Annotated in this window: 16 protein-coding genes and 2 pseudogenes; 9 read left to right on the forward strand and 9 right to left on the reverse strand. The window is 64.2% G+C overall.

Features of this window, described 5'->3' with window-relative positions:
• The first annotated feature begins 37 nt into the window (after nucleotides 1–37).
• Together BUS12_RS18255 and BUS12_RS18260 are read left to right on the forward strand one after the other, a co-directional pair.
• Nucleotides 38–1426: an MFS transporter gene (locus BUS12_RS18255; RefSeq protein ID WP_074297991.1), complete on the forward strand. Its 1389-nt coding sequence runs from the start codon at nucleotides 38–40 to the stop codon at nucleotides 1424–1426.
• 223 nt (nucleotides 1427–1649) lie between these two features.
• A complete protein-coding gene (locus tag BUS12_RS18260; protein ID WP_253190251.1) occupies nucleotides 1650–3650 on the forward strand; it encodes a DUF3857 domain-containing transglutaminase family protein in 2001 nt (666 codons plus the stop codon).
• Here BUS12_RS18260 and BUS12_RS39425 read toward each other — a convergent pair.
• The 3 genes and pseudogenes from BUS12_RS39425 to BUS12_RS18275 all read right to left on the reverse strand — a co-directional run.
• Nucleotides 3641–4114, reverse strand: a pseudogene (locus BUS12_RS39425) (undecaprenyl-diphosphatase); the annotation flags it as partial. The gene BUS12_RS18260 and the pseudogene BUS12_RS39425 sit on opposite strands and share 10 nt — an antisense overlap.
• Nucleotides 4115–4289: 175 nt before the next feature.
• The gene (locus BUS12_RS18270; RefSeq protein WP_074301566.1) at nucleotides 4290–5444 is read right to left on the reverse strand and encodes a branched-chain amino acid ABC transporter substrate-binding protein; all 1155 of its coding nucleotides are present in this window, start codon (nucleotides 5442–5444) and stop codon (nucleotides 4290–4292) included.
• A gap of 611 nt (nucleotides 5445–6055) precedes the next feature.
• Nucleotides 6056–6517: a hypothetical protein gene (locus BUS12_RS18275; protein WP_074297995.1), complete on the reverse strand. Its 462-nt coding sequence runs from the start codon at nucleotides 6515–6517 to the stop codon at nucleotides 6056–6058.
• A 283-nt stretch (nucleotides 6518–6800) separates the two neighbouring features.
• Between BUS12_RS18275 and BUS12_RS18280 the strand changes: the two genes are divergently transcribed.
• On the forward strand, nucleotides 6801–6995 hold the full coding sequence (locus BUS12_RS18280; RefSeq protein ID WP_074297997.1) for a hypothetical protein: 195 nt from the start codon (nucleotides 6801–6803) through the stop codon (nucleotides 6993–6995).
• 18 nt (nucleotides 6996–7013) lie between these two features.
• Here BUS12_RS18280 and pdxY read toward each other — a convergent pair whose 3' ends face one another.
• From pdxY to glgC, 3 genes are all read right to left on the reverse strand, one after another.
• The gene (pdxY, locus tag BUS12_RS18285) at nucleotides 7014–7877 is read right to left on the reverse strand and encodes a pyridoxal kinase PdxY (protein ID WP_074297999.1); all 864 of its coding nucleotides are present in this window, start codon (nucleotides 7875–7877) and stop codon (nucleotides 7014–7016) included.
• A 222-nt stretch (nucleotides 7878–8099) separates the two neighbouring features.
• On the reverse strand, nucleotides 8100–9560 hold the full coding sequence (glgA, locus tag BUS12_RS18290) for a glycogen synthase GlgA (RefSeq protein WP_074298001.1): 1461 nt from the start codon (nucleotides 9558–9560) through the stop codon (nucleotides 8100–8102).
• A gap of 52 nt (nucleotides 9561–9612) precedes the next feature.
• Nucleotides 9613–10884, reverse strand: a complete 1272-nt coding sequence (gene glgC / locus BUS12_RS18295) for a glucose-1-phosphate adenylyltransferase (protein ID WP_074298003.1) — start codon at nucleotides 10882–10884, stop codon at nucleotides 9613–9615.
• 521 nt (nucleotides 10885–11405) lie between these two features.
• Between glgC and BUS12_RS18300 the strand changes: the two genes are divergently transcribed.
• On the forward strand, nucleotides 11406–12485 hold the full coding sequence (locus tag BUS12_RS18300) for an alpha/beta fold hydrolase (protein WP_074298005.1): 1080 nt from the start codon (nucleotides 11406–11408) through the stop codon (nucleotides 12483–12485).
• Between the two features lie 38 nt (nucleotides 12486–12523).
• Here the strand turns inward: BUS12_RS18300 and BUS12_RS18305 are convergent, their stop codons facing one another.
• Together BUS12_RS18305 and BUS12_RS18310 are read right to left on the reverse strand one after the other, a co-directional pair.
• Nucleotides 12524–13093, reverse strand: a complete 570-nt coding sequence (locus BUS12_RS18305) for a hypothetical protein (protein WP_143788395.1) — start codon at nucleotides 13091–13093, stop codon at nucleotides 12524–12526.
• Complete coding sequence (locus BUS12_RS18310; protein ID WP_143788396.1) at nucleotides 13083–13571, reverse strand: hypothetical protein; 489 nt, start codon at nucleotides 13569–13571, stop codon at nucleotides 13083–13085. The genes BUS12_RS18305 and BUS12_RS18310 overlap by 11 nt, the downstream gene beginning before the upstream one ends.
• A 240-nt stretch (nucleotides 13572–13811) precedes the next feature.
• Between BUS12_RS18310 and BUS12_RS18315 the strand changes: the two are divergent.
• Nucleotides 13812–14081: pseudogene (locus tag BUS12_RS18315) on the forward strand (alpha/beta fold hydrolase); the annotation flags it as partial.
• Between the two features lie 55 nt (nucleotides 14082–14136).
• On the opposite strand, the gene BUS12_RS18320 reads toward BUS12_RS18315, so the two are convergent.
• A complete protein-coding gene (locus tag BUS12_RS18320; protein WP_074298011.1) occupies nucleotides 14137–15132 on the reverse strand; it encodes an LLM class flavin-dependent oxidoreductase in 996 nt (331 codons plus the stop codon).
• Between the two features lie 789 nt (nucleotides 15133–15921).
• Between BUS12_RS18320 and hpnI the strand changes: the two genes are divergently transcribed.
• From hpnI to BUS12_RS18340, 4 genes are all read left to right on the forward strand, one after another.
• Nucleotides 15922–17136: a bacteriohopanetetrol glucosamine biosynthesis glycosyltransferase HpnI gene (gene hpnI / locus BUS12_RS18325; RefSeq protein ID WP_074298013.1), complete on the forward strand. Its 1215-nt coding sequence runs from the start codon at nucleotides 15922–15924 to the stop codon at nucleotides 17134–17136.
• Nucleotides 17137–17242: 106 nt separating this feature from the next.
• Complete coding sequence (gene hpnJ, locus BUS12_RS18330; protein WP_074298015.1) at nucleotides 17243–18664, forward strand: hopanoid biosynthesis associated radical SAM protein HpnJ; 1422 nt, start codon at nucleotides 17243–17245, stop codon at nucleotides 18662–18664.
• A complete protein-coding gene (gene hpnK / locus BUS12_RS18335; protein ID WP_074298017.1) occupies nucleotides 18664–19527 on the forward strand; it encodes a hopanoid biosynthesis-associated protein HpnK in 864 nt (287 codons plus the stop codon). Before hpnJ ends, hpnK begins: the two co-directional genes overlap by 1 nt.
• A complete protein-coding gene (locus tag BUS12_RS18340) occupies nucleotides 19524–20582 on the forward strand; it encodes a lysylphosphatidylglycerol synthase domain-containing protein (RefSeq protein WP_074298019.1) in 1059 nt (352 codons plus the stop codon). The genes hpnK and BUS12_RS18340 overlap by 4 nt, the downstream gene beginning before the upstream one ends.
• The last annotated feature ends 27 nt before the right edge of the window (nucleotides 20583–20609 follow it).

Here is a 20609-nt window from a genome sequence, read left to right on the forward strand (position 1 = left end):
TTGTGCGGACGCCGCGTTTTGCGGTAAAAGGGAGCGCATGACCGATCGCTCCCGACTCATTCCCCTTATCGTCGCCTGTCCGCTGTTCCTGCAAAACCTCGACACGTCGATCATGGCGACGGCGTTGCCGTCGATTGCCCGCTCGCTGCAGGTGCAGACGCTGCATCTGAACCTGGCGATCACCTCCTATCTGCTGAGCCTCGCCGTGTTCCTGCCGGCGAGCGGCTGGCTGGCCGACCGCTTCGGCGCCCGCCGGGTGTTTTGCACGGCGATCGCGCTGTTCTCGCTCGGCTCGGCGCTGTGCGGTCTCGCTCAAACCATGCCGCAACTGGTGATCTTCCGCATCTTGCAGGGCATGGGCGGCGCGATGATGGTGCCGGTCGGGCGGCTGATCCTGCTGCGCAGCGTGCCGCCCGCGCGGATGGTCGCGGCGATGGTCTGGTTCACCGTGCCGGGGGCCATCGGACGGCTCGCCGGACCGCTGCTCGGCGGCCTGGTGGTGACGATCACCTCATGGCGCTGGATCTTCCTGCTAAACATCCCCTTCGGCGTGCTGGGCGTCCTGATGGCGATGAGCTTCATCGACGATACCCACGAACCCGTTTACGAGCGCTTCGATCTCGCCGGTTTCATTCTGCTTTCGACGGGGCTCGTCGGGCTGGTCGGCGGTCTCGATACGGCGGGCCGCGGGCTGGTGCCGCAGACGGTCACCTTCGCGCTGGCCGGACTCGGCCTGCTGTCGATCCTCGCTTACTGGCGCTATAGCCGCCGCCACGACGACGCCATCATCGATCCGGGCCTGCTGCGCTACAAGGCGTATCGGACCGCCGTGGTGGGCGGCATGCCGTTGCGTATCGCGATCGGCGCCTCGCCGTTTCTGCTGCCCCTGATGCTGCAGATCGGCTTCGGCTTGTCGCCGCTGCAATCGGGTTCGCTGAGCGTGGCGACGGCGGTCGGCTCGCTCAGCGTGCGGGCGGTGATGCAGCAGGCGATCCGCCGCATCGGCTTTCGCACGCTGCTGATCGGCGCCACCTCGCTCACCGGATGCTTCTACGCGGGCTACGGGCTGTTCCGGCCGAGCACGCCGCATCTGCTGATCTTCGTCGTACTGCTGTTTGGCGGCCTGTTCAATTCGCTCGGCATGGTGACGCTCAACACGCTCGGTTACTCGGATATGCCCAAGCCGATGATGAGCCGGGCCACGGCGCTCTCGAGCATGGCGCAGCAACTGTCGATCAGCATCGGCGTGGCGTTCGCCGCCTCGCTGCTGGCGTTGACGGCGCATCTGCATGGCGGCAGCGCGGCGCATCTGACGGCACGCGATTTCTCGCCCGCGTTTGCGGTGGTCGGTGTGTTGACGTTTTGCTCGTTGTTCTTCTTTACGAAGCTCGCCCATGACGAAGGAGCGGAACTGCGGGCGCGGTGAGAGGCGCAGCGCGCGCCGATGTGCTACAACCACACTACCGACCGGGACGAGGTGCCATCGTGGGGAACATCGCCGCAGACTTGCAGCAGGCGCTCGCACAGCGCGGGTTCGGTCGATCCCACGACGCGGATGCGCGTCGCCTGCGGGTGAGGGCGCGCACAGCATGAGGCGCTCCACACGGCGCCGGTGCGCCGCTATGGCATGGGTGGTCGGCGGCCTGTGCATGGGGCCGGCGGTATTCGCCGCGTCCACTCCGGCGACGAACGACGACCTTGCCCCTTCCACCGTCGAAAGCGATGTCCACTACTTTGTGATCCAGAAAGACGGCTCCGTCGAGGAGCGCGACGACACCGTCCTGCGCGCGAACACGACGAGCGGCGTCGACGATATCGCGCAGCGCTATGTGTGGTTCAACAAGGACATCGAGGAGGTGCAGTTGCTCAGCGCCGCAACCATCGACCCGGATGGCACCGTGCGTCCCGTCGGCCCGGACGGCATCCGCGACGTGCAGGAGCCGCGCTCGGCCGGCGCGCCGACCTTCGAAGACGGCGTGTTGCGGACCGTGATCTTCCCAGGCGTGGAACCCGGCTCGCGGGTGCACCTGGCGTTTCGCAAGACGCGCACGAAGCCGCTGCAGGCCGGCACCTTCGCCTACCTCGTCGAACCGACGCGCGACCCGGTCGAACTGCAGCGGCTGATCTTCGATCTGCCCGCCGACGTGCCGCTCTACGCCGACGCCCGCGGTTACGTCGAAGTGCCGCCGGTCACGGAGCAGGGCCGCACCCGCTATGAGTTCGACTACAGGCATGGGCCGTACGCGCCCATCGAGTCCGGCGCGGTAGGGTACGAGACGTGGGGCGACCGGCTGATGGTCTCGACGGTGCCGGACTATGCCACCTTCGCCGCGCGCTACAAGGGCCCGGCCACCGACGCCACCATGAGCGACCCGGCCATCGTCCGGCTCGCGCAGTCGCTCACGGCCGGCACCGTCGATCCGCGCGAAAAGGCTCGCATCCTGTACGACTGGGTGCGCCTGAATGTGCGCTACGTGGCGCTCTTTCTCGGCGAGACCGCGGCGGTGCCGCACAAGGCCATCGATATCCTGCACAACCGCTATGGCGACTGCAAGGATCACGTCGCGCTCTACAGCGCCTTGCTGGCTGCGGTGGGCATCCGCAGCGAAGCGGTGCTGCTCAACCTTGGGCCTTACTACACGTTGCCGGACGTGCCGGGTTACGGCGACAGCGCGATCAATCACGCGATCGTCTGGATTCCTCAGTTTGGGCTTTATGCCGATACGACCGCGGGCGGCATCGCCTTCGGCTATCTGCCGCTCGTTGTGATGGACCGGCCGGTCCTGCTGGTCGACGAGGGCATACTCTCGCGCACGCCGGCCGTCCAGCCGCGCGCGCGCTCGGTGCGGCTGCAGATCGACGTGACCGAGAGCGGCGCGGCGGCGTACGCGTACCGGGTGGAAGACTCGGGCGCGACAGCCGAACTCGAACGCAACATGTTCCGCCGCGCCACCCATCAGCGCGCCCAGCAGGTCGCGGCGAGCCGGCTATTGCAGACGGGTCTGCACGGCAGCTCGCAACTGCGCACCAGCGACGTTTCGACCACCGAAGGACCGTTCGACACCACAATCCAGGGCACGCTCGAGCACTTCACGTGGACCGACGGCACCACCGCGCTGCCCGCGCTCACGAGTTTCGCGGGCGGCATTGCGAGCCAGGTGCAGACCTGGCTGGCCGAGCCGCAACGCACGCAGCCCTGGGTGTGCGTGGGCGGCGACTTCGACGAAACCGCGCAGATCGCGTTGCCGGCGACGGTGCGCGTGACCGATCTGCCGGTCGACGCGCGCGTCGAAGACACCTACTTCGATTACGCCTCGCACTACGTGTTCGATCCGGACACGCGGGTCCTGCAGATCACGCGCCGCCTGCATACGAAATTCGTCCACCAGGTCTGCTCGGCCGATATGTTCAACGAAGTGCAGGCGTCGCTCGTGAAGATCGAGCGCGATACCTCGTCGCAGGTCGTGGTGCGGGCCACGCCGCGCGTTTACCGCTTCGCGCAGCCGAGCCGGATCAACGGCGCGAACGCGAACCGGTACAGCCGCACGCTGGCGCCGAACACCGTGTCGAATACGCGTCCTTCGCAGAGTGCGACTCCGGTGGCGCCGATCAGCGCAACCAGCAAGGCGCCGATCATATCCAACGGATAGTGCACGCCGAGATAGATACGTGCCCAGGCCATCGGCAGTCCGAATAGCGCGACCAGGAGGCCCGTGAGCCGGACCGGCGGCGCAGCGCGTTGACCATGGGGTGGGGCGAGCAGGCTGAAGCCGATGGCCCACCAGAGGGTGAGGTGGTCGCTCGGAAACGAGGAATCGGCGGCGTGTTCGAGCAACTGGTTGCCGAGGCCCAGCACGAAGGGCCGTGGATGCGGCCACACCACGCCAATCGCGAAACTGATGATGAAGGCCAGCATGGCGGCCAGCGCGGCGCGAAACGCCGCGCGCCGCCAGGGTCCCGGTCCGAGCAGCCACGCGGCGACCAGCCCGCACGGCACCGCCCAGATCAGGTACTCGGCGAAAAAGAACGCGCTCGTCACCAGCGCGGGGCGCGCCGGCAGACTTGCGTTGATCATGAGGAAAAGCGTGGTGTTGAGGTGTTCGACGTAATCCATTGCATCCGGGCGATCGGCTAGACAGGGCGGCCGGTTCTTGACGTGTCGGCGTGCGCAGCGACGGTCCCGTCGACGCGCACGAGATCCGTATCGGAACCCACTACGAGTCTGTGAGACCGGCTGCCTCGAGAAGGGTTCAGCCGGCCGTACTGCGCCGGCCGGCCCATCGCGCCGCCTAGTTGCCGCCGCCCTTGGTCACGATCGGCACCCACGCGCCGCTCTTCACCTGATACAGCGTCGAGCCGGCGTTCTTCAGCGAGCCGTTCGGATCGAAGGCGATCGGACCGGTCACGCCGTCGAAGCTGATCGCCTTCAACACCGGGCGATACACCGCCGGTGAGGTCGACTTGGCCTGCTGCATGGCCTTGATCGCCGCCCATGCCGCGTCGTAGCCGAACGGCGCATACGACAGGATATCCACGCCAAAGCGCTTCTTGAACTTGGCCGAGAAGTCCTTGCCGCCAGGCAACTGCGAGAGCGGCCGGCCGTATTCCCATGCCATCGCGCCTTCTGCCGCGTCGCCTGCCAGCTTGATGAAGTCCTCGTCCATCACGCCGCCGCCGCCGACCAGTTGCGCCGTGAGGCCGAGCTGCTTCATCCGTTTGGCGACGCCGGCTGCCTGCGTATCGAGGCCGCCGAAGAAGATCAGATCCGCGTTGGTGGCCTTGATGGCGGTGAGCTGCGTGCTGAAGTCGACCGCCTGGTTGTTGGTGTATTCGTGCGCGACGATATTGCCGCCGTGCGCCTTCACCGCTTTCTCGAACTCGTCGGCCTCGCCCTGGCCGAACGCGGTGCGGTCGTCGAGGATCGCGATGCGCTTGGCCTTGGTGACTTCGACCGCGTAGACGCCTGCGTTGCCGGCGTTTTGTGCGTCCGTGGAGATCACCATGAAGGCGTTGGCGAAGCCGCGCCCGGTGATGATCGGGTTGGTGGCCGCGGGATCGATGACCGGAATGCCGGCCGTTTCATAGAGCTGCGAGGCGGGAATCGTCGTACCCGAGTTGAAGTGGCCCACCACCACCGACACGCCGGAGTCCACCAGTTTCTGCGCCGCCTGCACGCCGACGCGCGGGTCGGCCTGATCGTCCTCGGCGACGAGCTGGAAGTTGGCGACCTGGTTGCCGATCTTGATCTTCTGCGCGTTGGCTTCCTCGATGGCGAGCAGTACGCCGTTCTCAAGGTCTTTGCCGTAGCCGGCGTTGACGCCCGTGAGCGGCGCCGCGAAGCCGATCTTCACCGGCAGGTCGTCCGCGAAGCCGGACAGCGGCGCGACGGCGAGCAGCGCGCCCAGCATCACGACGAGGGGTTTCAGCGTCTTGCGAAAGCTCATGGTCTCTCCTTCCATCGACAGGTTCAAATTATGAATATCGGTCAAGGTGCAGCCGGCCATCTGCGGCCGGGTACGGCTGTGACGCTGAAGCAATGCGCCGCGCGCAGCAAACGCCAAGGCAAAGGCGCGGGCGGTCAGACTGTGCGATGAAACTGGCTTGCGGCTCGATGCGTGCGGTGTGGTCTCCTTCAGAGGGGGCCGAACGAACTGTTTCAGGGTACGAAGGATCGTACGCCGGAAACAATGATGGAAAACACGGTAACGCCGCTACTGCGGGGAAGACCTGGTGAGCGGCGCGTCAGGCGTCGCTGGAAAGCGCGCGCGTCCCCGGTCGTGCGTGCTTTGGCGTGCTTCAACGTGTCCATCGATCTGGCCGAAATATAGAAAGCCAATTTGAGGCCGTCTTGGCAGTTCGCGACGCTTTGGATGAGGATTTCAGCATAGGCCCCGAACGGGGCGGGCGGCGGGCGTGTCTTGGGCGGCCGGCGCGTGCGGATGCCGGCACACGGGAGGTGGCGGTGTTGGGGCGGTGGAAAGATGCGGTGGACGGTGAAGCCCGAAAGCTGCGGGAGCGTCTGGGCGTGGAGACACCCAGGCCGCTTCCGCGCCGCTTACTGCTCGCCCTGCAGCCTCAGCACTTCTTCGCGCAGACGCATCAGCGGTTCTTTGGTCTCGTCGTCGGCCCAGGTCTCGAGATCGTCGATGGCGCGCTGGCAGCCGTCCAGCACCAGATCGAGGTCCACCGGCACGCCGTTGGCGAGCGCGAACTGGATCGTCTCCGCGAACTGCTGGCACTCGTCTTCGCCATAGGAAATGTCGAGGTTGTCCGCGATCACTTCGGCGATGTTGCTGCGAGCCTTGTCGTCAGCCGTGACGAGTTCGATGATGCCGCGTGCCACCGCCGGCGAGTAGTAGAGCGCGATGTCGAGCCACTGCGTCGGATCGAAGTCCGCCTCGCCGAACTGGTTCTCGAAGTACTCGATCGCTTCCTGTTCGTGCGCCTCGTCGGCATCGACGCTGATGCACAACTCTTCGAAGATTTCTTCCCGCTCGCTGCGGATATGACCGTCCATCTGTGCCTCGTTTGCCTGGAGCGGGTGCTTGAAAAGGATTGCGTGCACCACGCGGCACGCATTATAGGACGAGCCGCTGACAAGCGAGCGTCAACGGCCTCCGCGGCTGAGCGAACGGCGCTCGCGCCGCGTCGATGCGCGGCGGCGGGATTGTCCACGGAATCTCGAATAGTGTTTTCGGTCCAGAGGGGATGCGTTGTCGCGCGCGGATCGTTAAACTGCCGCCGGCTGTTCCGCTTCGGCTACGGACAGCATATTGGTCTGACTAATGGAGAGAAACACGATGAAGGGAGTCTGGTTTTCGCTGGTTGCGCTCGTCTTGAGCGCGGCGGGCGTGATGAGCGTGGCGCCGTCGATCGCGCAGGCCGCGGGGTTGACGCAGGCCCAGGTGCTGGCGGAGATCGCTGGTCATCCTGCGCTGGGTGTGCAGCAGGCGCAGCCGCTGCAACCCGTCGGCTGGGCAAAGACGGCTCTGTAAAAGCGCGTCGCGCCGGCGCTAGATCGAATCGATCGTCCACGCGTCGAACCACTCGCGCGGCTGTGCAATTTCATCCTGCGCGGCGACCAGTTCCAGCTCGTAGCGGCCGGCCTGCCACGTCGCCTTGACCACGCCGTTCACAGCGGCGAGCGTATGTTCGAAGGCGTGGCGGATCGGGTCGCCGAGCAGCCGGCGGGCGACGAACACCGCGCTCGTCAGATCGCCGACGCCGACCGGCTGCCGGGCGAACGGGTAGAGCGGGCGTTGGCCCATCCACGCTTCGGTCGGCGTGACCACCAGCATGTTGAAGTGGTCGGCGGGGCTGTTGCGGTCGAGCAGATGCTTGACCAGCACGATCCTCGGTCCGCGGCCGATGATCTCGCGGCAGGCGGCGACCGCTTCTTCCACGGTTTCGATCTCACGGCCGACCAGCCGCTGCAATTCGCTGTGATTCGGCGCCATGCCGTCGGCCACCTCGGGCATGGTGCGTACGAGAAACTCCTGGATGCCGGGTTCGACCTTGCAGCCGGTGGCCATTCCCATCACCGGATCGCAGAAATACCAGGCGCGCGGATTGGCCGCCTTGACGGCCTTGACGATCTCGATCACCGCCTGCGCCTGGTCGGGCGTGCCGAGGTAGCCCGAGAGCACCGCGTCGCAGCGCGGCAGCACGCCGATGGCGCCGATGCCTTCGACGAGATCCTGCATCTGCGAAGCGTCGATGGCGCTGCCGGTCCAGTGGCCGTATTGCGTGTGATTGGAGAACTGCACGGTATTGAGCGGCCAGACGTTCACGCCGAGGCGACGCATCGGGAACACGGCGGCGCTGTTGCCCGCGTGCCCGAAGACGACATGTGACTGGATGCTCAGGACGTTTTTCATGATGTCTTCGCCGGCGCTATCCGTTGGTCGCCGTTAAGGGTCGCTTATGGCCATGCGCGATTGAGAACAATCGCGCATGGCGTACCTGTTTAATCAACAATACATGAGTTTCGCCGGGCCGGCATGATCCGTCCCCGTGGTGTTGCGCCGAGCCATCATTGAACGGTCACGGAGCGGGGCGGCGGCGCGCGGCCTGAGGCCAGCCCGAGCCGCCCGGCTCGCTCAGGCCAGTTCGCGATACAGCGCGAGATAGCGCTCGGCCGAGGCGCCCCAGCCGAAGTCCTGGTGCATCGCGCGCCGTTGGGTGGCTTTCCACTCGGTGTGACGAGCGTACAGCGCGAAAGCGCGGCGGATCGCAGCGCCCAGTGCATCCGGTTCGAAGCGCTCGAACACGAAACCGGTCGTGAGATCGTCCGCCAGATTCTCCAGCGAGGCGTCCACTACGGTATCCGCGAGGCCGCCCACCCGATGCACGAGCGGCAGCGACCCATAAGCGAGGGCGTAAAGCTGCGTGAGACCGCAGGGCTCGAAGCGCGACGGTACCGCCACCACATCGCTGCCGGCGATGATGGCGTGCGCGAGCGTTTCGTCGAAGCCCAGTTCGACCGCCACCGACTCCGGGTGAGCATGCGCCACCCGCTGCAAGCCTTTCTCCAGCGCGGCATCGCCCGTGCCGAATACGACCAGTTGCCCGCCGCGTTTGATGATTTCAGGCAGCGCCGCGAGCAGCAGGTCGAGGCCCTTCTGTTCCGTGAGGCGGCTCACGACGCCGAACAGCAAGGCGTCGCCTTTGCTGGCGAGGCCGAAGCGTTTTTGCAGCGCGGTCTTGCAGGCGTGCTTGCCCGACAGTTGCGAGGCGGTGTAGTGCTCGGGGAGCAGGGCGTCGGTGGCCGGGTTCCACACGCTGTAGTCGACGCCATTCAGAATGCCCGACAGGTCGTGCGTGCGGTTGCGCAGGAGGCCGTCGAGGCCGCCGCCCTGGGCAAGCGTCTGGATTTCGCGGGCGTAGGTTGGGCTGACCGTGGTGATGCGGTCGCTGTAGTAGAGGCCCGCTTTCAGAAACGACAACTGCCCGTAGAACTCGATGCCCTGCATATGGAAGTAATCGGCCGGTAGTCCGAGTTGCCCGAACAGATGCGCCGGGAACACGCCCTGGTAGGCGAGGTTATGCACCGTGAATACGCTGTGGGCGAAGGCCTTGCCATGCTGGCGCTCGGCCGCTTTCAGATAGGCGGGGGCGAGGCCGGCGTGCCAGTCGTGCGCATGGACGATCTGCGGCGCCCACGCCGGATCGAGCTGCTGGGCGAGCTGCGCGGCCGTCCAGCCGAGCAGTGCGAAGCGTTGGGCGTTGTCGCCGTACGGCACATGCTCGGCGTCGAGGTAGGGATTGCCGGGGCGGTCGTAGAGGCTGTCGGCGCGGATCACGTAGACCACGAGGTCGCTCGCGGGCAGTGTGCCCTGTTCCAGCGTCACGTGCGGTGCGTCGAACCGGCGCCCGATCCGCGCCACCGTGCGCAGGTCGGAGAGGCCGCCGAGGACTGCCGGAAATCCCGGCAGCAGCACCCGGACGTCCGCGCCCCGCTCGATCAGCGCGGGGGGAAGGGCGCCCGCCACGTCGGCAAGACCGCCTGTTTTCAGGAGGGGATACAGCTCGCTTGCGACGTGCAGGGCGCGAATCGTCATGGGCAGTTTTCCGGTGGTGACGGCTATGGGTGTAAGTGTGCAGGCCCCCGCGCTAGTGGTCCGCCTTCTGCCCTCGCAACGCTTCCGGCGTCACGAGCACGACGCCGGTTTCGGTGCGGTAGAAGCGTTCGGCGTCCTGCACGGGATCTTCGCCGATCACCGTGCCGTCCGGAATCGCGCAGCCGCGGTCGATGACGACGCGGCGCAACCGGCAACTGGCGCCGATGGTGACCTGCGGCAACAAGACTGCCTCATTGATGTTACAGAAAGAATTCACCAGCACATTCGACGACAGCACCGAGCGCGAAATCTGCGAGCCCGAGATGACGCAGCCGCCGCATACGATCAGGTTGGTGGCCGAGCCCTGCAGCCCGTTCATGTCGCGCACGAACTTGGCGGGGGGCAACTGCTGCTGTTGCGTCCAGATCGGCCAGTCGGGGGCGTACAGGTCGAGCGTCGGGATCGTCGAGGCGAGATCCAGATTGGCGGCCCAGTAGGCGTCGATGGTGCCGACATCGCGCCAGTACGGCTCGACGTTCGGGTCCGACGACACGCACGACATGCTGAATGGATGGGCGATCGCATGGCCTTGCGTGACCACGCGCGGCAGGATGTCCTTGCCGAAGTCGTGATCGGTGTCGGCCGTGGTGATGTTCTCTTCGAGCAGCGAGTACAGGTAATCCGCGTTGAACACGTAGATGCCCATGCTGGCGAGCGCGATGTCCGGGCGGCCCGGCATCGCCGGCGGGTCGGCGGGCTTTTCGACGAAGCCGGTCACGCGGCGGCTCGCGTCCACGTGCATGACGCCGAACGCCACCGCGTCCATGCGCGGCACCTCGATACAGCCGACCGTGCAGTCCGCGCCGCTTTCGACGTGGTCCGCGATCATGCGCGTGTAGTCCATCTTGTAGATGTGGTCGCCGGCCAGCACTACGACGTATTTCGGCCGGATGGAACGGATGATGTCGAGGTTCTGGAACACCGCGTCCGCCGTGCCGCGATACCAATGCGCCCCTTCGACGCGTTGCTGCGCGGGCCACAGGTCGATGAACTCGTTGAACTCGCCGCGCAGGAAACCCCAGCCGCGCTGCACATGGCGGATCAGCGAATGCGCCTTGTATTGCGTGACGACCGCGATGCGGCGGATGCCGGAGTTCAGACAATTGGACAGCGCGAAGTCGATGATCCGGTATTTGCCGCCAAAGTGCACGGCCGGTTTGACGCGCTTGTTGGTCAGCGGGCCGAGCCGTGTGCCGCGTCCGCCCGCAAGGACGATGGCGAGCGTGGTGCGTTGCAGATCGTTGAGGCTTGCCGGAGTTTCCATGCTGTGTCTCCTATGTGGAGCGGAGTTGGCGGTTGGGTGCTAACTCCGGTCCCATGCAACGTGGTTGCTGGTGGTGTGCCCCGGATGCTTATGCTGGTCGTTTTTCTTGTCGATTCTGGTCCAGTTGCTGCCTTCTGTCGCGGTGCCTTGACGATCCTTTGCTATTTTTAGCACTGAATTGGCATCCGCGAATAGTCTGGATTATGTGGAGGCCCATCTTATTGCGAGGTATCGCAACTTTCGGTGTCCTGCGCAAGATCGCAGCCGCCAGGCGGCGCGTCCGTGCGGCACGGCGCATAGCTGGGCAAATGGCGAAGGGCAATATGCGTGCCTGTGGGGCGGGGATGTGGTTTGCGGTTCGCGTTGTCCGAAGCGCCCGGCGCGTGAGGGCAGGCTTGCCTCAGAGCACGAATGCGGCGGCCCACGTAGAATCGGCGGCTCCGCTCCTGGTCGGCGCTGGGCGCCTGTCCGCCCGCCTGCCGGGATTGCTTGCAGAAACTGACTCCGCCGGACCCTCGCCTATGAATTTCAGCCGTCATCCCCTGGTTGCCTTGTTGTGCGCTTGCGCGCTGGCCGCGTCTGCCTTGTCCGGTGCGGCGCATGCCGCCGGCAGCGGCCCCGCCGAGGCGAGCGCCGCCGTGGCCGGCAACGACGGTCCGGCTTATGGACCCGAGCTGCAAGGTTTCGACTACCCGGCGCCGGTCGAGCAATTCGACTTCACGTCGCAGGGCGTGGCGCTGCACATGGCCTATATGGACATCGAGCCGGCCCACGCGAATGGGCGCACGGCCGTGCTGCTGCACGGCAAGAATTTTTGCGCCGCCACATGGGAGCCCACCATCCAGCGTCTGAGCGAAGCGGGTTATCGGGTGATTGCGCCGGATCAGATCGGTTTTTGCAAATCGAGCAAGCCCGAGCACTACCAGTACAGCTTCCAGCAACTCGCGCGCAACACGCATGCGCTGCTCGAATCGTTGGGCGTGAGCCGCGCCACGATGATCGGGCATTCGACCGGCGGCATGCTGGCGATCCGCTATGCGCTGATGTATCCGCAAGCCACACAGCAACTGGTGCTCGTCAATCCGATCGGCCTCGAGGACTGGAAAGCGAAAGGGGTGCCGTCGCTGTCCGTCGATCAATGGTATGAGCGAGAGTTGAAGACGAGCGCCGACGGCATCCGCCGCTATGAGCAGGCGACCTACTACGCGGGTCAGTGGCGCGCGGATTACGAGCCGTGGGTGCAGATGCTGGCGGGCATGTACCGCGGGCCGGGCAAGCAGATCGTGGCGTGGAATTCCGCGCTGCTGTACGACATGATTTACACGCAGCCGGTGGTCTATGAACTGGGCGAGCTGCAGATGCCGACGCTGCTGATGATCGGCCAGAAGGACACGACGGCGATCGGCAAGGACGCCGCGCCGCCTGAGGTGCGCGCCACGCTTGGTCACTATCCGGAGTTGGGGCGGCTCGCCGCACGGACGATTCCGCATGCGACGCTGGTGGAGTTCGCGGACATGGGCCACGCGCCGCAGATGCAGGACCCGCAGGCGTTTAACAAGGCGTTGCTGGATGGGCTGGCGGCGGGGCTGGGGAATCGGTGAGCGTTCAAACGGCTTTCTGTGCCGGCACGCGGGTGAGCTTATGCCAGTGCGACGGCGTCGACCGATTCTTCTTCCGGCGGAGGGGTGTGGGTCTGCCGAATTTGCTCGATCATCCTGGTTAAGATATCGAAGGCCGTTTCCGGCGTGGTCTGCGTCGGGGGTGGCTTGCTTGGGTTCTGATGTGCGATCCAATCACGATATTGCTTGATTTGCTTGACCTGCCCGATGAGATCAGAGTCAACTTCGCCTTTGAAAAGGTTGAGAATCTCACCAAACCTCCAGTACTCGACTTCACTTTCGAACTTTTCTGCCAGCTTGATGGCAAACTGCTGCGGATACCCTGCGGCCAGCAGACAGTTCGCCGTTTGCAGATGCTCGATGACGAACCGCTCGAATGTGGCGAACAGCGCCAAAATGGCAAGGTCAGCCGCTTGTCTGGCTGCATCTTCAAGGGCGGAATTGGCTTTCTCCGGAGTTGCCCCAAGGAACTGCGTGCGCCTGATGAGCTCTTCATGCTGGATTTGAATTGTGCGTGTCGCGACTTTGAAGCAATCGTCTGCCACAGCAAATGCCTTATAGACGGGATCCAGTGGATTATTAAAATTCATAGTCGGAGACGTCCGTAAGCAGGTCAAGAAACAGACTTTCATCAACGCGCTTTGCTCGACGTACTGTGGCCTCGATCCAGTACCAGCCATCTGCGTCGACATCAGAGAGCATGGGTCTAGACGGCGAGATCGTGGTTTTTCCACCAACGATAGTTTGCGTCGAAAACGCCGGACCTTTTCCAACATAGAAAAGGAACGCATGTCTGGCCACACGGCCGATCAGGTCCACTCTTCCGTGCGCGCCAATGATTTTTGATCCGACAGGCAGGATCTTGGCCACTGAGACGCCGTCTTTTGCGATGTAAAGACTCGGGGCATCATATTGCGCCATTAGCTGTTCACTGAGCGTGACAGCGTCGTGCTCGACGGTTAGACCATGTTCTCTGCACCAGGCACTCACTTCCCCCAAAAAGGTCGTGACGCGCTGCACATACTCGACGGAAGAAGAGCCTGCGTCTTCAGTTTTCGGTTCAGCCACTATCTGTCCTTCTATTCTTACAATGCGCCCACTGGGGTACGCCGACGCTTGCCAGCACAGTTGATACATTTGCCCGTATCAGTGAGACCTGAGCAGATGTTCCCGCACCCACATCTGAAACCTCAGCCTACCATTGAATCCGTCGCGAAAACTTCAAACCTGGCGTGTCGCCAGTTCCTTTCGCAATGGCGTTCGGTGCTAGAGAGTAGCTTCCTGATCACGACAAGTTGCAACAACCAGGTTCGTCTGGAATTGGGCGAGCTGCAGATGCCGACGCTGCTGATGATCGGCCAGAAGGACACGACGGCGATCGGCAAGGACGCCGCGCCGCCTGAGGTGCGCGCCACGCTTGGTCGCTATCCGGAGTTGGGGCGGCTCGCCGCACGGACGATTCCGCATGCGACGCTGGTGGAGTTCGCGGACATGGGCCACGCGCCGCAGATGCAGGACCCGCAGGCGTTTAACAAGGCGTTGCTGGATGGGCTGGCGGCGGGGCAGGGGAATCCATAGACAGATCTCAGCGTGGCGAGGAAGCCGGCCGGCGCGAACGCCGCCGGCCACCCCATCACTTTCCGCCGACAATCGCCTCGCGCACTTGCGCCGCAATCTCATACGACCGCAGCCGTGCGGTGTGATCGTAGATCAGCGCAGTCAGCATCAACTCGTCGGCGCCGGTCTGCTCGATCACGGAGAGCAGCCCATCCCGCACGGTCTCCGCATCGCCGACCACCGAGCACGCCAGCGACTGCGCGACGCTGTTCAATTCCATCTCCGCCGCTTCGACGCGGTCCACCGGCGGCTGCAATTGCCCCGGCGTGCCGCGCCGCAGATTGACGAACTGCTGCTGCAACGACGTGAACAGACGCCGTGCCGCTTCGTTGGTATCGGCGGCGAACAGGTTCACGCCGACCATCGCATAAGGCTTCTCGAGCGCCGCCGACGGACGGAACTGCGCGCGGTACAGACGCAGCGCGGTCAGCATATGGTCCGGCGCGAAGTGCGAGGCGAACGCGAACGGCAGGCCGAGCGCGGCCGCCAGTTGCGCGCTGAAGAGCGAGGAGCCGAGCAGCCACAGCGGCACGTGCAACCCGGCGCCCGGCACGGCGCGCACGCGCTGTCCCGGCACCGGATCGGCGAAATAGCGCTGCAGTTCGACCACATCGTCCGGGAACGAATCCGCACTGCCTTGCAGCTCGCGGCGCAAGGCGCGCGCGGTGGTCTGGTCCGTGCCGGGCGCGCGGCCGAGGCCCAGATCGATGCGGCCCGGATAGAGCGAGGCAAGCGTGCCGAACTGCTCGGCGATCACGAGCGGGGCATGATTCGGCAGCATCACGCCGCCCGAGCCGACGCGGATGGTTCGGGTGCCGCCCGCCACATGGCCGATCACCACCGAGGTCGCCGCGCTGGCGATGCCGGTCATGTTGTGATGCTCGGCGAGCCAGTAGCGGTGATATCCCCACTTTTCGGCGTGCTGGGCGAGATCTAGCGTGTTGGCAAACGCCTGCGCCGCGCTCGCGCCCGCGGTGATGGGGGAGAGGTCGAGAACCGAAAAGGGGATCATGGCAAATTCATCCGAAGCCCTGCGCCGCGCAGCTCGCATGGAGCGAAGTGCTCGCACGCCGTAAGGCCGTCGACAGCAAAGGCAAAACCGGATTGTGCCAAAGCGGATTCATTCCCGCTGACGGGCTGCACAAGTCCACACATGCAGCAGGGTGTTGCCGCAGGCCGCCTGCGCGGAATGCGCAAGCAAGCGGGCGCCACGATTCAACCGATTGATTAGATCATTAACACCGGCAACATCATTATTGTCACAAAGCCATGATTATTGTCAGACTAACAACGCAGAGTTATAAAAATGTAAAACATGCAGCCTGGATCAATAGTTCACAGAACAATTGACTGCACGCGGCAAGCAAGTCTGCGCCAGCGCTGCTACAATTTTCGCACCATGAATGCGCGTGCGATTGGCATTCGTTTGGCATTTAAAGGCGCGCCACGCTTGCCGCTCCGGTAGCGGTCGTGGTGCCTTAACCGTTTAATTTCAGCACCTTGCGGTAACTGGCAGAAACGCAGTCGGATCAACCTGCTTGCCGCTGATTGCAATGGCGCGGTGATCTCTGTCTATTGGCTTTCGATTATCTGTCATATAGCCGCCGCAATATTACGGGAAATTACGGTGAATGTCTTTTGCACGCTTTGCTTAAAGCAGCGGTGTCAATTCGACGCCGATTGTTCTGACGCAAGCAGAAGGAGTTCTGACCGTGCGAGCGAGTGTGTGGGTGCATGTCTTGTCGCGTAGTCCTGCCATTGCCACCGTGAGGCGGGCCACCGGGAGTCGGAGTGGCGGCCAATGACGGTGCATTCGCTATCTGTTCTGGAGTGGCTGCTGGTTGGGTTGTGCTGTGCCGCCACGGTGTATGCCGGCGTTGCCGCAGTCGCCATGCCGTTTTTCGGCAAACGGGCCGCCGGGTGTCACCTCGGCTGGACTTCCGTGAGCGTCCTCAAGCCCCTGTGCGGGACCGAGCCGCGTCTGTACGAAAACCTCGTGACGTTCTGCGAGCAGGCGCACCCGCGCTTTCAACTGCTGTTCGGCGTGTCGTCTCCGGTCGACCCGGCGATTGGCGTAGTGCGGCGTTTGCAGGCCGCGTATCCGCAATGCGACATCGAACTGGTGATCGATTCGCGCGTGCATGGCAGCAACCTGAAGGTCAGCAATCTGATCAATATGGCGCAGCGTGCGCGTCATGACGTGATCGTGCTGGCCGACAGCGACATTGCCGTCGAGCCGGATTATCTCGACACGGTCACCGCGCCGCTCGCCGACGCCGATACGGGCGTCGTCACCTGCCTGTATCGCGCGCAGAGCGTGGGGGGCTTCTGGCCGCGCGTGGGAGCCCTGTTTATCAACGAATGGTTCGCGCCGTCGGTGCGTGTCGCGCACGCGGGCGGCTCGCGCCGCTTCGGCTTTGGCGCGACCCTGGCGTTGCGGCGCACGACGCTCGAGAACATCGGCGGCTTCGAGGCGCTCAAGGACTGTCTGGCCGACGACTACTGGCTGGCCGAACACGCGCGCACGCTTGGGCTGAACACGGTGTTGTCGTCGGTGATGGTGGCCACCGACGTGATCGAGCCCACCTTCGTCACACTGTGGCTGCGCGAGATGCGCTGGTTGCGCACGATCCGTTCGGTGAATCCGTCGGGGTTCGCGTCGCTCATCATTACGTTTACCTCGCCCTGGCTGCTGGTCGGCGCGTTGCTGGCGGCCGGACTGAACAACGGGGGCATCGGCTCGGGCGGCGCTGATCCGTTGATGGCGCTGACGTTCTCGGTCAGCACGGCGGCGGGTGTCGTCGCGCGGGTGCTGTTGCATGCGCGCAGCGCCCGCATTTCGCGCACGTTCTGGCGCGATCTGCCGCTGGTGCCGTTGCGCGACACGCTGCTCGCGCTGCAGTGGCTGGGCGCGGTATTCGGTTCGCACGTGGTGTGGCGCGGCGCGCGGATGTCGGTGGTGAACCGGGTCGCGCAACCGCGCACGTCGATTGTGGAGATGTCCGATCGCGGATAGGCTCGTCCGCGGATCGAACAATGGGCGCCCGGTTTTATCCGGCGCGTCGGTGCAGGATCGCAGGGTCAATCAATCATCAGAATCAACGAAGCTGGTCGGAGCATTCATGAAAACGCTGTTTTTGCAGGCCCCATCGTATGACGGTTTCGATGGCGGCGCGGGTTCGCGCTATCAGGCGAAGCGCGAGATCCGCTCGTTCTGGTATCCCACCTGGCTCGCGCAGCCGGCGGCACTCGTGCCGGATAGCCGCGTGCTCGATGCGCCGGCGGATGGTTTGTCCGTTGAGGCTTCGCTCGAGATTGCGCAGCAGTACGAGCTTGTGATCATCCACACCAGCACGCCGTCGTTTCCCACTGACGCGATGTTTGCGCAGGACCTCAAGCAGCGCAGGCCGTCGGTGATGATCGGCATGGTGGGTGCGAAGGTCGCGGTTGATCCGCACAACTCGCTGACCGCGAGCGAGGCGATCGATTTCGTCTGCCGTGAAGAATTCGATTTCACCTGCCAGGAAGTGGCCGCAGGCAAACCGCTCGCGCAGATCCAGGGCTTGAGCTATCGCGCAGCGGACGGCTCGATCGAACACAACGAGGCGCGCCCGATCCTCGAGAACATGGACGAGCTGCCCTTCGTCGCGCCGGTCTACAAGCGCGACCTGAAGATCGAAAACTACTTCATCGGTTACCTGAAGCATCCGTATGTCTCGATCTACACGGGTCGCGGCTGCCGTTCGAAGTGCACGTTCTGCCTGTGGCCGCAGACGGTAGGCGGGCACCGCTACCGCACGCGCTCGGTGGAGAATGTGCTGGAAGAGGTGAAGTGGATCCGCGACAACATGCCTGAGGTCAAGGAGATCATGTTCGACGACGACACCTTCACCGACTTCAAGCCGCGCGTCGAAGAAATCGCACGCGGTCTCGGCAAGCTGGGCGTGACGTGGTCCTGCAACGCGAAAGCGAACGTGCCGTATTCGACACTGAAGATCATGAAGGAAAACGGCCTGCGCCTGCTGCTGGTGGGCTACGAGTCGGGCGACGACCAGATCCTGCTGAACATCAAGAAGGGTCTGCGCACGGACATCGCCCGGCGTTTCAGCGAGGACTGCCGCAAGCTGGACATCAAGATTCACGGCACGTTTATCCTGGGGCTGCCGGGCGAGACGCAGGAGACGATCGAAAAGACGATCGAGTACGCCAAGGAAATCAACCCGCACACGATCCAGGTGTCGCTGGCGGCGCCGTATCCGGGCACGACGCTCTACAACCAGGCGGTGGAGAACGGCTGGCTGCAGGAGAACAAGGTGATCAACCTGGTGAGCAAGGAAGGCGTGCAACTGGCGGCGATCGGCTATCCGCATCTGTCGCGCGAAGAGATCTATCACCACGTCGAGAGCTTCTACAAGCGCTTCTATTTCCGGCCTTCGAAGATCTGGGAGATCGTGCGCGAGATGCTGATGAGCTGGGACATGATGAAGCGGCGTCTGCGCGAAGGCGTCGAGTTCTTCCGTTTCCTGCGCGCTCACGAAGCGTGATGACGCACGAGGCTCGGCTTGCGCAACGTACGTTGATCTTCACGGCAGACGATTTCGGCCTGCACGAACGGGTCAACGAAGCGGTCGAGCGCGCGCATCTGCATGGTGTCCTGACTGCGGCGAGCCTGATGGTGGCGGCGCCTGCCGCACGCGACGCCATAGCGCGTGCGCACCGGCTGCCGGAGTTGCGCGTCGGCCTGCATCTGGTGCTGGCTGACGGCGCGGCGTTCCTGCCGCGCGATGCGATTCCGGCGCTGGTCGACGCCGATGGCCGGTTCGACGACAACATGGTGCGCGACGGCTTTCGCTTTTTCTTTTTGCCGCACGTACGCAAACAGCTGGCGCTGGAGATCCGCGCGCAGTTCGAAGCGTTCGCGAAGACCGGATTGCCGCTCGATCACGTCAACACCCACAAACACTTCCATCTGCATCCGACGGTGCTCGGGCTGATCGTCGAGATTGGCCGCGACTACGGCATGCGGGCGATGCGTCTGCCGTGCGAGTCGCGCGAGCCGCTCTGGTTGAAGCCGTGGATTGGCCTCGTGCGGGACCGGCTCGATCGCGCGGGGATTGCTCACAACGATTACGTGGTGGGCATTGCGAACACCGGGCAGATGACGGAAGGCGTGTTGCTCGAGGCGTTGGCGCATTTGCCGGACGGTGTGGGCGAAATTTATTGCCATCCGGCCGTGGTGGGGGAGGGCGCGTTGACGCAGGGGATGCGCGGCTATCGGCACGCGGACGAACTGGCCGCGCTGTTGTCGCCACGCGTGGAAGCCGCGATCGAAGCGGCCGGCGCCACACGTGGTGGCTTTGCCGACGTATTCGGCCAGGCCCATGACCGTGGGGTGCAGCCGTCATGAAGGGCTTGCAGTGGCTGCAATGGGCGGGTTTGCCGCTGGGTATCGCGCTGCTGATCGGGCTGGTACTGCACGCGGGTGTGGGCGACCTGATGCAGGTGATCGGCCAGGCGGGTTTTGCGTTGCTGTGGCTGGTGCCGTTTCATGCGCTGCCGCTGTTGCTCGATGCGTATGCATGGCACTTGTTGCTCGGTAAGCGCGCGTCTTTCGTGTTTCTCTGGTGGGTCGCGACGGTTCGCGAGGCCGTGAGCCGCCTGTTGCCGGTGGCGGGCATCGGTGGGGAGATCGTCGGGATTCGACTGGCGCGATGGCGTGTGGCCGATGCGAGTGGCGTGAGCGCGTCGGTGATCGTCGAAGTGATGGTGACGATGGCTGTGCAGTATGCGTTTTCCGCGCTGGGTCTGGTGTTGATCGTCGCGTCGACGCATCAGGCGGATGTGTTGCGTACCGTTGGCGTGGCTTTGCTGCTGTCGTTGCCTTTGCCTGTGATTGCAGTGGTTTTGGTGCGGCGAGGTGGGGTGTTTCATGCGATCGAGCGTTGGGCTGGGCAGTTGTTAGGGCCGTCTGGTTCCGTTCTGCAGGGAATGGATGGGCGCCAGCTCGATGCGGATCTCGATGCGCTCATGTCCCGCGCCGGACTGTTGTTGCGGGCTTTTGTGTGGCAGTTGAGCGGCTATCTGCTTGGAGCGGTCGAGACCTGGTGGGCTTTGGATCTACTCGGGCATCCGGTTTCTTTGGCTGGGGCGTTGGCTATTGAAGGTTTGACGCAAGCGGTGCGGCATGCGGCCTTCTTTGTACCCGCTGGGGTTGGGGTGCAGGATGCGGCGGTTGTGCTGCTCGCGCAGATGTTTGGCGTCGATCGGGAGGTGGGCTTGTCGCTGGCGCTCGTCAAACGCATGCGCGAGATTTTGTTTGGGTGTACTGCGCTTCTCTCCTGGCAAGTGGCGGAGGTTGGGAGGCGGTGGGGATGGTTCGGCGATGTCACCGCCGCTCGCCGTCAACCGACACGACCCGGCCATCCCCATCCTCGAAGCGAAGATGGAGCTTCTCTCCACTAAACGACAGGAGATATTTGCGTTTCCCGC

It is taken from the genome of Paraburkholderia phenazinium (assembly GCF_900142845.1).
In the GTDB taxonomy this organism is placed as follows: domain Bacteria; phylum Pseudomonadota; class Gammaproteobacteria; order Burkholderiales; family Burkholderiaceae; genus Paraburkholderia; species Paraburkholderia phenazinium_A.